Genomic DNA, 13092 nt, shown 5'->3' on the forward strand with positions numbered 1-13092 from the left:
GTGCCTGAGAGCCCGGGAATCCGGGGTCTCAGGCACACGACTCGTTGTGGGGCCTCAGCAGCCGGCGGCGGCGAACGCGCACATCCGGTCGACGACCTCGGCCGCGGCGGCGGTGATCTCGTCGATGACCTCCTGCTCGCGGCCCTGCGGGTTGCCCGCATGGCCGCCGCGGGTCTCGACGAGCACGGCGTTGCCGGCCCGGACGACGAGGGTCGTGTCGCCGAACGTCGTGGACGCGCCGTCGATCTCGGTCCAGCCGAGGACGACGTGGGCCTCGGTGCCGGCGTCGCGGTCGCGGACCTCCCAGCGCTGCACCGAGCCGTCGCCGGAGGAGGAGTCCTGCGGGCAGTCGCGGTAGACCTCGAGGATCCCCGCGACGGCCCGCGCGGCGGCGTCCTCGGTGGGGTAGGTCGTCAGCTGGCGGAAGCGGACGTCCTCGACGTCGACCCATTCCGCGCTGAGCCGGTCGGAGCGGCGGGGCTCGGACGGGACCGCTCCGCACGCCGACAGCGTGATCGGGTCCAGCCCGCGCATCGGGCCGGTGAGCGGGTCCGGGCTGTCGCTGCCCGTCGCCGGCCAGCCGGAGGCGAGGGGGAAGTCGTCGGGGAGCCGGGTGCCGGCGACGGCGGTCGGGTCGAACGGCTCGTCCGCGCCCGGCCGGAGCCGGTCCGCGGCGACCGGGATCATCCGCTCCACCGGCGTGCCGTCGGTGAAGTCGTAGTCCTGGCCGACGACGGTCGAGGCGAGGACGGCGATCCGGTCGCCGACCCGGACCAGGCCGGTCTCGGCGATGTAGGCGCCCTCGCCGGACGGGTCGATGCTCTTCGGCACCGGGCCGTAGGTGGCGTCGATGACCAGTGCCTGGCTGTCCCGGACCTCGGCGTCGACCGGCCGGGGCTCGTAGGCCCGGTAGTCCGGGGTGTCGGTCGCGGCGAGCTGCTCGGTGCAGTCCCGCACCCATTGCGCGATCGTGTCGTAGGCGGCGGCCGCGGTCGCGGCATCGGGGAACTGCGCGATCGCCTCGGCGAAGTGGTCGCCCGTGACCTCGACCGACGGGTCCTCGGTGTTGCGCATCTCGAACCGACGCTGGAACACCCCGGTCGCGCCGAGTCCGGTCAGGCTGGACCGGGCACACGGGTGGAAGGCCGCCTGGCCGTCGCCCTCGACGGTGTCGATGGCGAACCAGTCGGAGCCCTCGCTGTAGACGGTGTCGTCGTCGGTCAGCAGGTCGTGCTCGCCGAGCGCGGCGGCGGGGTCCTTGGTGACCAGGTCCCGGTCGCTGCTGTCGTGGCCGGCCAGCGCGAGGATCGGGGTGGTGACGGCGGCGACCGCGAGCGCGGCGCCCCCCGCCACGAGCGCCGTACGACGGCGGCGGATCTGGTCGCCACGGCGACGCACGGCGGCGGCAGAGAGCGGCATGTCTCCTCCTGCGCGGCCGAGGTCGGCTCCGAGCCGGGCGAGCTCGTCGATGGGGTCCTGCTCAGGCATGGGTCGCCCCTCCTCCCGCCAGATCGGGCTCATCGGCCAGCAGGGCGGCCAGCGCCGCCCGTCCCCGGCTGAGCCGGGCCTTGATCGTTCCCTCGGGAACGCCGACCTCGGCCGCGACCTGCTGGACCGGGAGATCGGCGATGTGGTGGAGGACCAGCGCCTGGCGCTGGGCCTCGGGCAGCTGGCGCAGCGCGGCGACGAGGGCGACGTGCGCCTCGTCGACCGCGGCGGCGGGACGCACGTCCTGCAGGGCCCGGTCGGGCGACCTCTCCCCGCGCCTGCGCCGTCGCCAGCGACTGACGGCGAGCCGGTGGGCGGTGGTGCGGACCCAGGCCTCGGGGTAGGCCGCACGATCCAGCTTGCGGCGGTGGGCCCACGCCCGTGCGAACGCCTCCTGCGTGCAGTCGGTGGCCTCCTCGAGGTCGCCGATCATCGCGTAGACCTGTCCGGTCACGCGCCGGAACGAGCCCGCGTAGAACTCGTCGAACTCAGCAGCGTCCACGCCGACCTCCTCCCGGGCTGACCCGCCCTGTGCCCGCCCTCGCGGGCGCTTTCGGGAGGGATACGCCGCAGGGCCGTGCCCGGTTGCACGGGGGTGCGAGAAATCTTCCGGTCAGCCTCGATCGTAGGGAGCGCTGCGCCCCAGCCGCTCGAGGGCGCGCTGCGCGAGCGCGACGAAGTCCTCGTTCTCGATCCGGGCCTTGGGCGCGGCGACGTAGACCAGCACCGAGACCGCCGTGCCCTGGCGGAGCACCGCGACGTCGTACTCGATGGTGCGGTCGCCGGGCAGCGCGGTGCTGAGGTGCCACGCCGACAGCGCCGTGGCGCCGGTCCCGGTCTGTGCCAGCTCCTGGACCTCGGTGCCGGCGGTGGCGTCGAGCTCGGGGCAGGCCGCCATCTGCTCGCGGAACCTGGCCACGAAGCCGCCGGCCGCCTTGGCCGGCAGGTTGCCGACCGTCTGGGTGAGGCCCACCTGGGGCGGCAGCTTGGCGTTGCTGAGGACGAAGGTGCGGTAGCTGTTGGCCTGGATCGCCTTGCCGCGGAACTTGCCGTAGAGGTGGACGGTGTTGCAGCCGATGGCACCGGCGTCGATCCGGTCGTCGTTGAGCGCGGCGGCCGGCGTGCCCACCCACGGCCCGGGGTCGGGGGTGATCGGCGGCAGGTCGAGCTCCGAGAGCATCCACGGGGTCCGGCTGGCCCGGTACGGCGCCCGCGGGGTGACCGTCGGGTTCGGGTCGGCGCACCCGCCTGCCGCCGGCAGCGCGCAGATCCGGCCGACGGCCGTCGCCAGCATCCGGGCGACGCCGGCACGGTTGACCCGCGCCGGCGGTGCGGTCGTGGAGAGCGAGGTGACCGTGGTGAACAGGCCGCTGCGCGCCACCCCCACGACGTACGTCGTCGCGTCGCCGCGCGAGCGCAGCACGAACAGTGTCGACTGGTCCCCGACGCCCGGCAGGTCCGCGGTGCTCACCAGCTGCATCCGCGGCATGGTCGAGGCGTCCTCGGCAGGCGAGGGGCAGGTCGCGAACCAGCGGCGGGTGTGGCGGTAGGTGCGGACGGCGCGCTGCTCGGTGGAGGACGCCTCGGCGACCTGGATGACGTTGCGGGGCGTCTTGGGGCGGGAGCGGTCGCGGTAGGTGCGGACCCAGGCGGCGGTGCCCTGCGGGTCGGCGTACCGCGTGGGCTGGCAGGGGAGCACCAGGCCGTTGCCCGAGGAGTTGTCGGACGTCGTGCCCTCCCGCCAGCCGCGGCCGGTCAGGGCCTGCTGGACGGCGTCGACGGGCAGCAGGGTGGTGTCCGGCAGCGTGGTGATGGCCGGGCCCGCCGGGGTGGGTCCGCTGGACACCGGCGTTCCCTCCCGGTCGAGGGTCGGGCGGACGCCGGTGCTGTCGGTGGCCACGGCGCCGCCGGCGACGAGGGCGACGACCGCGGCCGCGCCGCCGATCACGGTGTGCGCGCGGCGCCGGGCGGCGCCGGCCCGCCGGATGATCGTGACCCGCGGCCAGGTGACCGAGCGGGTCGCGTCGCCGAGGGCGTTGAGCGCCAGCGGGATCGCCGAGGTCGGGATCTCCAGCGCCGTGGCGAACTGCGCGGCGCCCTGCTGCAGCTCGCGCTCGGCCGCCTCGGCCGGCAGCCCGATCTCGCCGGCCATCTCCTCCATGGTGACCGCCGCGAGCTGGGTCAGCAGCAGTGCCTTGCGCTGGACGACGGGCAGCGCGCCGAGCGCGTCGAGGGTCCGGCGGGTCTCCTCGCCGAGGTCCTTCTTGCGGTGCCACGGGCGGGTGCTGCTGCGGCGCAGGGCCTTGCGCCACGCGTCGGGGCGGACCGCGCTCTCCGGGTCGGCGAGCCGGCCGGTCTTGCGCCAGTGGTGCCAGGAGACGACGAAGGCCTCGCGCACCGCGCTCCGCGCGACCGCGAGGTCGCCGGTGAGCGCGAAGGTCTGCAGCAGCAGCCGGTCGCGGGCGTCCTTGTAGAAGGCGTCGAAGCTCCCCGTGAGGTCCCCGTTGCTCGCGTCCATGGCCGCACCACCGTACGCCCGGTGGCGGCAGGGTCCCCAACCGCACCCACCGTGGTCCTGGTCTCTCCGGCGGTCCCGGCGTGGCGCGGCCGCCGCGCCGGTCCGTCCGCGTGAAGATGGACGGACCATGACCTCGCTGCAGTCCCCACCGGTACGCCGCTCCGCGGACGCCGACGCCGACCTGCGCCGGCAGCTGGCCACCACGCGCCCGCTCGTGCCGACCGCGACCATCGGCGGGGTGATCGCGGCCGGGGCGCCGCTGCTGGTCTGCATGGCGATCGCGGTCGTCGGCTGGTTCCTCACCGACGCCGGCGGGGAGGGCGCCCCGAGTGGGGCGCTGCGGGTGGGCGCCCACGGCTGGCTGATGGCGCACGGCTCGACGGTCGTGGTCGAGGGCGTGCGGATCACCGCGATCCCGCTCGGCCTCACCCTGCTCTGCGCCTGGGTGGTGTGGCGGGTCGGGCACCGGGTCGGCGAGTCGATCTCCGGGCACGGCCCCGACGCCGACCGGATCGCCGACGGCGCCCGCGACCTCACCGTCCCGTACGCCGCCGGGCTGTTCACCGTCGCGTACGCCGTGGTCGGCGTCCTCACCGCCTCGCTCGCCGCCACCGCGGCCTCCTCGCCCGTCCCGGCGCGGGTCGTGCTCTGGTCGGTTCTGCTCGGCCTCGCGGTCGGGGGGCCGGCCATCGCGTTCGGCTCGGGGCGCGCGGCGATCTGGCTGCCCGTCGTACCTCCCGCGGTGCGGGACGTCGGCCTCGTCGCCCGACGGATCCTCACCCGCTGGGCGCTGGTGTGCCTGGTCGCGCTGCTCGCCGCCTTCGTGCTCGACTTCTCCACCGCCGCCAATGTCGTCTCCCAGCTGCACGCCGACGCCGGGGGCGTGGCGCTGATGACCGTGCTGACCCTGCTGCTGCTCCCCAACGCGCTGCTCTTCTCCAGCGCCTACCTCCTCGGCCCCGGCTTCACCGTCGGGGCCGGCACCACCGTCTCCACGACCGCCGTCGTGCTCGGGCCGCTGCCGATGTTCCCGCTGCTCGCCGCGCTGCCCGACCAGGGCAGCCAGCCGTGGTGGACGGACTGGCTGATGCTCACCCCCGTGCTCCTCGCGGTGCTGGTCGCGGGGCAGGTCCAGCGCGACCGGCCGGTCCTCGCCTGGGACCGGGCGGCGATCCGCGGCTGCGCGGGCGGGATCTCCGCCGGCGTCGTCCTCGCCCTCGTGTCCGGCGTCGCCGGCGGCGCCGTCGGCCCCGGCCGGATGCAGGACGTCGGGCCGTACACCTTCGACGTCCTGCTGCACGCCATCACCTCGTTCGGCATCGGCGGCGTGATCGGCGCGGTCGTGGTCTGCTGGTGGCAGCGCGACGGCGACGGCCGGGTCCGCGGCGCGCTGCGCTCCGTCCGCGACCGGCTGCCGCAGCGGGGCTGAGCGCCGCGCAGGAATCACCTCCTCAGCGGCGATTCCCGCGCTTCTCGACCGTTGCAACGGTCAAGAAGCGCAAGTAAAGGTCCAGAAGTCCGGGCCTCCGGTCGGCCACAGCCTAGAATCCCGCCCGTGCCCGCTCGCCCCCGCCTCGTCGTCCTCGTGTCGGGCTCCGGCACCAACCTCCAGGCGCTGCTCGACGCCTGCGCCGACCCGTCGTACGGCGCCCGCGTGGTGGCCGTCGGCGCGGACCGCGACGACATCGAGGGCCTGGCCCGGGCCGAGCGTGCCGGCGTGCCGACCTTCGTCGCGAAGGTCGGCGACTACAGCAGCCGGGCCTACTGGGACCGGGCGCTGACGGACAAGGTGGCCGCCTTCGAGCCGGACCTGGTCGTGCTCGCCGGGTTCATGAAGCTCGTCGGGGAGAGGTTCCTGGACCGCTTCGGCGGCGTCACCGTCAACACCCACCCCGCGCTGTCGCCGTCCTTCCCGGGCATGCACGGTCCCCGCGACGCCCTGGAGTACGGCGTGAAGGTGACCGGCGCGACCCTGTTCGTCGTCGACGCGGGGGTCGACACCGGCGCGATCGTCGCGCAGACCGTCGTACCCGTGGAGGACGACGACACCGTCGAGACCCTGCACGAGCGGATCAAGGTCGCGGAGCGTGGCATGCTCGTGGAGTCGGTCGGCCGGATGGCCCGCGAGGGGTTCAGCGTCGACGGCCGGCGAGTTCGCCTCGGCGGCTGATCCGCTCGTAGACTGGCCCCACACGACTGGCGCGGGTGGGCAACCACCGGGGAGTGAACGAGCCGGCATCGACCGCCTGGGTGCCCCTCATCGAGATCGACCGACCGATCCCATGAGGAGACGACCATGACCGACCAGATCGCCATCAAGCGGGCGCTGGTGTCCGTGTTCGACAAGACCGGCCTCGACGACCTGGTCCGCGGGCTGCACGACGCCGGCGTCGAGCTGGTCTCGACCGGCGGCTCGGCCGCGCTGATCGAGGGCCTCGGCCTGCCCGTCACCAGGGTCGAGGAGCTCACCGGCTTCCCCGAGTGCCTCGACGGCCGGGTGAAGACGCTGCACCCCCGCGTGCACGCAGGCATCCTCGCCGACCGCCGTCTGCCCGAGCACGTCGCCCAGCTCGAGGAGCTCGAGGTCGCGCCCTTCGACCTGGTCGTCGTCAACCTGTACCCCTTCGCCGCCACCGTCGCCTCCGGCGCCGGCATCCAGGACTGCATCGAGAAGATCGACATCGGCGGCCCGTCGATGGTCCGCGCCGCCGCCAAGAACCACGCCTCGGTCGCGATCGTCACCGACGGCGCCGACTACGCTCGCGCCCTCGGGGCCGCCCGCGCCGGCGGCTTCACGCTCGCCGAGCGGGAGGCGCTGGCCGCCAAGGCGTTCGTCCACACGGCGACGTACGACGTGCAGGTCGCCTCCTGGATGGGCTCGGTGCTGACCGATTCCTCCGAGGGCACCGGCTTCCCGGCCTGGATCGGCGGCACCTGGGACAAGCAGGCCGTGCTCCGCTACGGCGAGAACCCGCACCAGCCCGCCGCCCTCTACCGCTCGGGCTACGGCCCCGGCGGGCTCGCCGCCGCCGAGCAGCTGCACGGCAAGGAGATGTCCTACAACAACTACGTCGACACCGACGCGGCCCGCCGCGCGGCGTACGACCACGGCGACGCTCCGACCGTGGCGATCATCAAGCACGCCAACCCCTGCGGCATCGCCGTCGGCGCCGACGTGGCCGAGGCGCACCGCCGGGCGCACGAGTGCGACCCGGTCTCCGCATTCGGCGGCGTGATCGCCACCAACGTCGCGGTCTCGGTCGAGATGGCCCGGCAGGTGGCGGAGATCTTCACCGAGGTCATCGTCGCGCCCGGGTACGACGACGGCGCGGTCGAGGTGCTTGCCCGCAAGAAGAACCTCCGGATCCTGGTCGCCGAGCCGTTGGCGGCCGGCGGGGTCGAGACCCGGCCGATCAGCGGCGGGCTGCTGATGCAGCACACCGACCGCTTCCAGGCCGAGGGCGACGACCCGGCCGCGTGGACGCTGGCGACCGGCGACGCGGCCGACGAGCAGACGCTCGCCGACCTCGCCTTCGCCTGGCGCGCGGTCCGCGCGGCCAAGTCGAACGCCATCCTGCTGGCCAGGGACGGCGGCGCGGTCGGCATCGGCATGGGTCAGGTCAACCGGGTCGACTCCTGCAAGCTCGCCGTCGAGCGCGCCAACACCCTCGTCGAGGGCCAGGAGCGGGCCCGCGGCGCGGTGGCCGCCTCCGACGCCTTCTTCCCGTTCGCCGACGGCCCGCAGCTGTTGCTGGATGCTGGAGTACGGGCCATCGTGCAGCCCGGCGGCTCGGTGCGCGACGAGGAGACCATCGCGGCCTGCAAGGCGGCCGGGGTCACCATGTACTTCACCGGCACCCGCCACTTCTTCCACTGAGCCGCTGCGCGCCTGAGAGGATCGACCCGATGACTGCACAGAAGCTCGACGGCAACGCCACGGCTGCCGCGATCAAGGACGAGCTGCGCGTCCGCATCGACAAGCTCCGCGAGCAGGGGATCACCCCCGGGCTCGGGACGGTGCTGGTGGGCGACGACCCCGGCTCGCGCTGGTACGTCAACGGCAAGCACAAGGACTGCGCCGAGGTCGGCATCGCCTCGATCCGCGTCGACCTGCCCGAGGTCGCGACGCAGGAGGAGATCGAGGAGGCCGTCGCCGCCCTCAACGCCGATCCCGCCTGCACCGGCTATATCGTCCAGCTGCCCCTGCCGCGCGGTCGTGACGAGAACCGGGTGCTCGGCCTGATCGACCCGGCCAAGGACGCCGACGGCCTGCACCCCACCAACCTCGGCTGGCTGGTGCTGGGCAACGAGGCGCCGCTGCCGTGCACGCCGTACGGCATCGTCGAGCTGCTACGGCGCCACGACGTCCCCATCGCGGGCGCCGAGGTGGTCGTGGTCGGCCGCGGGATCACCGTGGGCCGTCCGCTCGGCCTGCTGCTGACCCGGCGCTCCGAGAACGCCACCGTCACCCTGTGCCACACCGCCACCGTCGACCTCGCCGCCCACGTGCGCAAGGCCGACATCGTGGTCGCCGCCGCCGGCGTCCCCGACATCGTCACCGGCGACATGGTCAAGCCGGGCGCCGCGGTCCTCGACGTGGGCGTGAGCCGGGTCGACGGCAAGATCGCGGGCGATGTCGCCGCGGACGTGTGGGACGTCGCCGGGTGGGTCTCGCCGAACCCCGGCGGGGTGGGACCGATGACCCGCGCCATGCTGCTGGCCAATGTGGTCGCGATGGCGGAGCAGCAGGCGGCGCTGAGCGGGAAGGCAACGCGCTGAACGACGAGACCCCCGAGGAGCAGCTCCCCGAGGAGGAGCCGCGCCGGTACCCCTCGACGATCGGCGGCGCCTGCTACATCGCCGTGCTGGTCGTCGTGGGCGTCGGCCTCGTGGTCGCGTCTGCCTCGGACTGGCGGGTCGGCCTGCGGATCGTGTCGGGCGCGCTCGTCGCGGCCGCGGGCCTGCGCCTCGTGCTGCCGGAGAAGGACGCCGGCATGCTCGCCGTGCGCCACCGCTTCCTCGACGTCGGCATCCTGGTCGCCGTCGCCGTGGGGCTCTTCCTGCTCGCCGCCGCGATCCCCGAGCAGACCTGAGCTCTCCGGCTCTGCCGTCGCTCCTGCCGATCCATCGCCCCGGGGCGCCCGCGACACCGCCGGAGCGGACCGCGGGGCGGGCTTCCTGGCGCGCTGTAACACGTAGTCCGCTGCTCTACCAGCCCGATGCCTGCGGTACCAGCCGCGCACAGAGGGGGCCGAGCGATGTCTTGCGGCTGCCACAGCAGCGAACAACGTGTTACAGCAGCGGAGTGTCCGGTACAGCCGCGAACCACGTGTTACAGCTCGGGGGCGGCCCGGGAGCAGACCTAGGCAGAACACACCCGGGTACGACGAGGGGCCGGCGCCGCCCACGGCCCCGGCGCCGCCCACGGCCCCGGCCCCTCGTCGTACGGATCAGATCAGGTCAGATCAGGCCCAGCTCCGTGACCGCGGCCTTCTCGTCGGCCAGCTCGGCGACGGACGCGTCGATCTTGCCGCGCGAGAAGTCGTCGATGTCGAGGCCCTGGACGATCTCCCAGTCGCCACCGGCGGTGGTGACCGGGAACGAGGAGACCAGGCCCTCGGGCACGCCGTAGGAGCCGTCGGAGACGACCGCCATGGAGACCCAGTCGCCGGCGGGGGTGCCGGCCAGCCAGTCGCGGGCGGCGTCGCAGGTCGCGGACGCGGCGGAGGCGGCCGAGGAGGCGCCCCGGGCGTCGATGATCGCGGCGCCGCGCTTGGCGACGGTCGGGATGAAGGTGTCGGCGATCCAGGCCTGGTCGTTGACGACCTCGGCGGCGTTCTTGCCGGCGATCTCGGCGTGGAAGATGTCGGGGTACTGGGTGGCGGAGTGGTTGCCCCAGATGGTGATCTTCTTGATGTCGGTCACGGCCGAGCCGGTCTTGGCGGCCAGCTGCGAGATCGCCCGGTTGTGGTCGAGGCGGGTCAGCGCGGAGAACCGCTCCTTGGGGATGTCGGGGGCGTTGCTCGCGGCGATCAGCGCGTTGGTGTTGGCCGGGTTGCCGGTCACGCCGATGCGGACGTCGTCGGCGGCCACCTTGTTGAGGGCCTTGCCCTGGGCGGTGAAGATGGCGCCGTTGGCGGAGAGCAGGTCGCCGCGCTCCATGCCGGGACCGCGCGGACGCGCGCCGACGAGGAGGGCGAGGTTGACGCCGTCGAAGATCTTCTCCGGATCGGCACCGATCTCGACGCCGGCGAGGTTCGGGAACGCGCAGTCGTCGAGCTCCATCACGACGCCCTCGAGGGCCTTGAGGGCGGGCTCGATCTCGAGCAGGCGCAGCTCGACGGGACGGTCACCGGCGATGGCGCCGCTGGCGATGCGGAAGAGCAGGCTGTAGCCGATCTGGCCGGCCGCGCCGGTCACGGCAACCTTGAGCGGGGTGGTGCTCACAAGGACTCCTTCAAGGAACTCGGTGGACTCCCGCGACGCTAGCAGCGCCCGGCCCGACGCGGGCAGGCGGTCCGGCTGCTGCGACGATGGCGCCATGCGGAGACGCGTCCCCGCCGCGATCGCGGCCCTGGCCCTCGGCTCCGCCGTGCTCCTCGCCGGCTGCGGCTCCGCGTCCGCCCCGAGCCCGCCCGCGGGCGTCGACGGGCTGGTCATCCCGACCCCCGACCCCGACCCGGCCGACTTCGTCGCCGCCGTCGACAACCCGTGGCTCCCGCTCGCCCCCGGCTCCCGCTGGGAGTACGCCGACAGCGGCTCCGCCACGCCCGCGCTGGTCCTCACCGTCGTGGCCGGCCCGCAGGTCGCCGGCGTCGCGACGACCACCCTGGTCCGCACGCATCCCGACGGCACCGTCGAGCGGGACCTCTACGCCCAGGACCGGGACGGCAACGTCTGGTGGTTCGGCCGCGAGGGGGAGTGGCGGGCCGGTGAGGACGGCGCGGAGGCCGGCCTGGCGATGCCCGCGACCCCCCGCTTCGGCGACGGCTTCCGCACCGCCGCGGCGCCGGGGCTGGCCGAGGTCGCCACCGTGACGGCCGTCGGCGCGGAGGTCACGGTCCCGCTGGCGACGTACGACCGCACCGTCGAGCTCGAGGTCGAGGACGCCACCGGCTCCCGCACCGAGGTCTACGCCCGCGGCATCGGCCTGGTCCGGACCGGCGAGGCGGGCCTCGTCGCGTACGACGCCGGCGGCTAGCCCCGCCGCGGAGCCAGGTCCTGGGGCTGGTTCTCGGCGATCCAGGCGTCGATGCGGCCCCAGCGGTCGAACAGCCACTCGATCCGCGCCGTGCGGTCCAGGGGGATCTCCGCGCGGGGCACGCGCCACCAGCCCATGAGCAGCCGCTTGTCCATCGGCAGCTCGCGCCAGATGCTGCCGACGGAGTCGAGGTGGTCCAGGCCGGTGTGGGCGACGAGGAGGACGTCGGCGCTCGGTGCGGCGTCCAGCGCCGCCAGGACGCCGCCGGGCTGCGGGGCGAGGACGTGGGCCATCGCCTCGGCCTGCTGGGCCATGACCTCGCGCCCCGAGCCGCGGAGCCGGTCGATCGCGCGGCGCCGCCGCCGCGGGGTGAAGTTGCCGCCCTCGGGGAAGATCACGAAGGCGTCGTTCTCGTCGAGGCCGCTGGCGAGCACGCCGATCTCCGCCACCAGGTCGCGGCCCCGGCCCCGGCCCTTGGCGATGAAGGTGCTGGGCAGCCGCGACAGCATCACGCCGAGCGCCGGGTCCCAGGCCAGCATCGCCTTCAGCACGATCCGCGGCTCGCGGTGGTACCAGTGCATGAGGGCGTACATGATCGAGAAGGAGTCGCCCACCCCCGCGTGCCGGCAGAGGACGAGCAGCGGCTGGCCCGGGAAGGCGTCCGGCGTCGGGCCCACCGTCTCGATCTTCAGCCGCAGCACGCGCCGGGCCTCCCGGAAGAACACCACGAGGTACCAGCGCATCAGCCGGTAGTGCACCCGCTCGAACCACGGCCGGTGCAGGAGGGCCCCGAAGCCCGAGGCGATCCACAGCCCGAACGCCGCCAGGAGGACCAGGGTCTCCAGGGTCAGGTGCAGCACCGCGACCCACAGCAGCCGCAGCGGCCGCAGCCAGCCCGGCACGAACGCCGACATGACCCCGGCCACGATCAGGGTGAGCGGGAGGGTCGCCCACAGCCACACCGTCAGCACGATGGCCAGGGGCGCGACCACGAGCCGCTGGAGCGACCACGTGAGCGCAGGGCTCATCGGGACTGCTCGTCGAGATAGGCGGCGCTCGCGGCGTACGCCGCCTCGACCCTCCTGGTCACCGCGGAGGCGTCACGGTAGGACGTCTGCCGATCGTCGGCCTCGCTGACCGCCGACGGCAGCAGGTGCACCTCCACGCCGGGCGGGAGCTGGCTCATCTCGCGATGGAAGCGGTGCCGGCGCGCGATCTCGAAGGACACGCGGGCAACGTCCCACGGGCGCCGCGGCGCTGACAAGGGCCGTTCGAGCCGCCCCACCTGGAGCACGTAGAGCCGGTCGGCGCCCAGCTCGACCGCCCGGCCGACCGGGACCGAGTTGACGATGCCGCCGTCGAGGAAGTGCTCCCCGTCGATCTCGGCCGGCGGCAGCAGTCCGGGAACGGCGGCCGAGGCGATGACCGCCGGCACCACCGGCCCGTTGGTGAACCAGTGCTCGGACGCGCGCTCGATGCTGGCCGCGCAGCACTGGAAGGTGACCGGCAGGTCGGCGAACACGACGCCGCCGAAGAGCGCGTCCAGCCGGTCGCGCAGCGGCTGCGCCGAGTGCAGATGGGTGCCGGTCTGGACCGCTCGCCCCAGCTGCCGCCAGGCCGGGGCGCCGTACACGTCGTTGCTCTCGGTGACCTCGCGCCACAGGTCGGCGAGGCGGGTGACGCACGCGGAGGTGGGCTCGGCGGCGACGACCAGGCCGTTGAGCGCGCCCACCGACGTGCCGACCACCACGTCGGGGACGACGCCCCGCTCGAACAGGGCGCGGAGCATCCCCACCTCGACGGCGCCGAGCAGGCCGCCCCCGCCCAGGACGAATGCGGTCCGCGACATCGGCTCGCTCCCGCCGCCCGTGGTCGGTCGCGCCAG

12 protein-coding genes and 1 riboswitch are annotated in these 13092 nt (G+C 74.2%); of the genes, 6 read left to right on the forward strand and 6 right to left on the reverse strand.

Annotated elements, in window-relative coordinates; all coding sequences use genetic code 11:
- Window positions 1-54 precede the first annotated feature (54 nt).
- The 3 genes from FIV44_RS21970 to FIV44_RS21980 form a co-directional block, all read right to left on the reverse strand.
- A complete protein-coding gene (locus FIV44_RS21970) occupies window positions 55-1488 on the reverse strand; it encodes a hypothetical protein (RefSeq protein ID WP_141006299.1) in 1434 nt (477 codons plus the stop codon).
- The gene (locus FIV44_RS21975; RefSeq protein WP_141006300.1) at window positions 1481-1990 is read right to left on the reverse strand and encodes an RNA polymerase sigma factor; all 510 of its coding nucleotides are present in this window, start codon (window positions 1988-1990) and stop codon (window positions 1481-1483) included. The genes FIV44_RS21970 and FIV44_RS21975 overlap by 8 nt, the downstream gene beginning before the upstream one ends.
- A 111-nt stretch (window positions 1991-2101) precedes the next feature.
- Window positions 2102-4006 carry a SigE family RNA polymerase sigma factor gene (locus tag FIV44_RS21980; RefSeq protein WP_141006301.1) on the reverse strand — a complete coding sequence of 635 codons (1905 nt, stop codon included), beginning with the start codon at window positions 4004-4006 and terminating at the stop codon, window positions 2102-2104.
- 127 nt (window positions 4007-4133) lie between these two features.
- On the opposite strand from FIV44_RS21980, the gene FIV44_RS21985 reads away from it, so the two are divergent.
- From FIV44_RS21985 to FIV44_RS22005, 5 genes are all read left to right on the forward strand, one after another.
- On the forward strand, window positions 4134-5435 hold the full coding sequence (locus FIV44_RS21985; protein ID WP_141006302.1) for a cell division protein PerM: 1302 nt from the start codon (window positions 4134-4136) through the stop codon (window positions 5433-5435).
- Between the two features lie 126 nt (window positions 5436-5561).
- Window positions 5562-6176, forward strand: coding sequence for a phosphoribosylglycinamide formyltransferase (gene purN, locus FIV44_RS21990; protein WP_425465137.1), 615 nt, complete (start codon window positions 5562-5564; stop codon window positions 6174-6176).
- Window positions 6177-6188: 12 nt separating this feature from the next.
- Window positions 6189-6265: riboswitch (ZMP/ZTP riboswitch) on the forward strand.
- Between the two features lie 37 nt (window positions 6266-6302).
- Window positions 6303-7883, forward strand: a complete 1581-nt coding sequence (purH, locus tag FIV44_RS21995) for a bifunctional phosphoribosylaminoimidazolecarboxamide formyltransferase/IMP cyclohydrolase (RefSeq protein ID WP_141006303.1) — start codon at window positions 6303-6305, stop codon at window positions 7881-7883.
- A gap of 29 nt (window positions 7884-7912) precedes the next feature.
- Window positions 7913-8785: a bifunctional methylenetetrahydrofolate dehydrogenase/methenyltetrahydrofolate cyclohydrolase gene (locus FIV44_RS22000; protein WP_141006304.1), complete on the forward strand. Its 873-nt coding sequence runs from the start codon at window positions 7913-7915 to the stop codon at window positions 8783-8785.
- Window positions 8786-8868: 83 nt separating this feature from the next.
- Window positions 8869-9099: a DUF3017 domain-containing protein gene (locus tag FIV44_RS22005; protein WP_246086551.1), complete on the forward strand. Its 231-nt coding sequence runs from the start codon at window positions 8869-8871 to the stop codon at window positions 9097-9099.
- 367 nt (window positions 9100-9466) lie between these two features.
- Here the strand turns inward: FIV44_RS22005 and FIV44_RS22010 are convergent, their stop codons facing one another.
- Window positions 9467-10453 (reverse strand): malate dehydrogenase, encoded by a 987-nt coding sequence (locus FIV44_RS22010; RefSeq protein ID WP_141006305.1) that lies wholly within the window; start codon window positions 10451-10453, stop codon window positions 9467-9469.
- A gap of 94 nt (window positions 10454-10547) precedes the next feature.
- Here FIV44_RS22010 and FIV44_RS22015 point away from each other — a divergent pair, with 94 nt between their 5' ends.
- A complete protein-coding gene (locus FIV44_RS22015; protein ID WP_141006306.1) occupies window positions 10548-11207 on the forward strand; it encodes a hypothetical protein in 660 nt (219 codons plus the stop codon).
- On the opposite strand, the gene FIV44_RS22020 is transcribed toward FIV44_RS22015, so the two are convergent.
- On the reverse strand, window positions 11204-12235 hold the full coding sequence (locus tag FIV44_RS22020) for a 1-acyl-sn-glycerol-3-phosphate acyltransferase (RefSeq protein WP_141006307.1): 1032 nt from the start codon (window positions 12233-12235) through the stop codon (window positions 11204-11206). The genes FIV44_RS22015 and FIV44_RS22020 overlap by 4 nt on opposite strands.
- Window positions 12232-13056, reverse strand: coding sequence for a patatin-like phospholipase family protein (locus tag FIV44_RS22025; protein WP_141006308.1), 825 nt, complete (start codon window positions 13054-13056; stop codon window positions 12232-12234). Before FIV44_RS22025 ends, FIV44_RS22020 begins: the two co-directional genes overlap by 4 nt.
- Between the last annotated feature and the right edge of the window lie 36 nt (window positions 13057-13092).

Source organism: Nocardioides humi (assembly GCF_006494775.1).
In the GTDB taxonomy this organism is placed as follows: domain Bacteria; phylum Actinomycetota; class Actinomycetes; order Propionibacteriales; family Nocardioidaceae; genus Nocardioides; species Nocardioides humi.

Excerpts from the sequence above, each read along its gene's own strand:
- FIV44_RS21970 (WP_141006299.1), bottom strand. The coding sequence starts at position 1,488 with ATGCCTGAGCAGGACCCCATCGACGAGCTCGCCCGGCTCGGAGCCGAC.
- FIV44_RS21980 (WP_141006301.1), bottom strand. The coding sequence starts at position 4,006 with ATGGACGCGAGCAACGGGGACCTCACGGGGAGCTTCGACGCCTTCTAC.
- FIV44_RS21985 (WP_141006302.1), top strand. The coding sequence starts at position 4,134 with ATGACCTCGCTGCAGTCCCCACCGGTACGCCGCTCCGCGGACGCCGAC.
- purH (WP_141006303.1), top strand. The coding sequence starts at position 6,303 with ATGACCGACCAGATCGCCATCAAGCGGGCGCTGGTGTCCGTGTTCGAC.
- FIV44_RS22000 (WP_141006304.1), top strand. The coding sequence starts at position 7,913 with ATGACTGCACAGAAGCTCGACGGCAACGCCACGGCTGCCGCGATCAAG.
- FIV44_RS22015 (WP_141006306.1), top strand. The coding sequence starts at position 10,548 with ATGCGGAGACGCGTCCCCGCCGCGATCGCGGCCCTGGCCCTCGGCTCC.
- FIV44_RS22020 (WP_141006307.1), bottom strand. The coding sequence starts at position 12,235 with ATGAGCCCTGCGCTCACGTGGTCGCTCCAGCGGCTCGTGGTCGCGCCC.
- FIV44_RS22025 (WP_141006308.1), bottom strand. The coding sequence starts at position 13,056 with ATGTCGCGGACCGCATTCGTCCTGGGCGGGGGCGGCCTGCTCGGCGCC.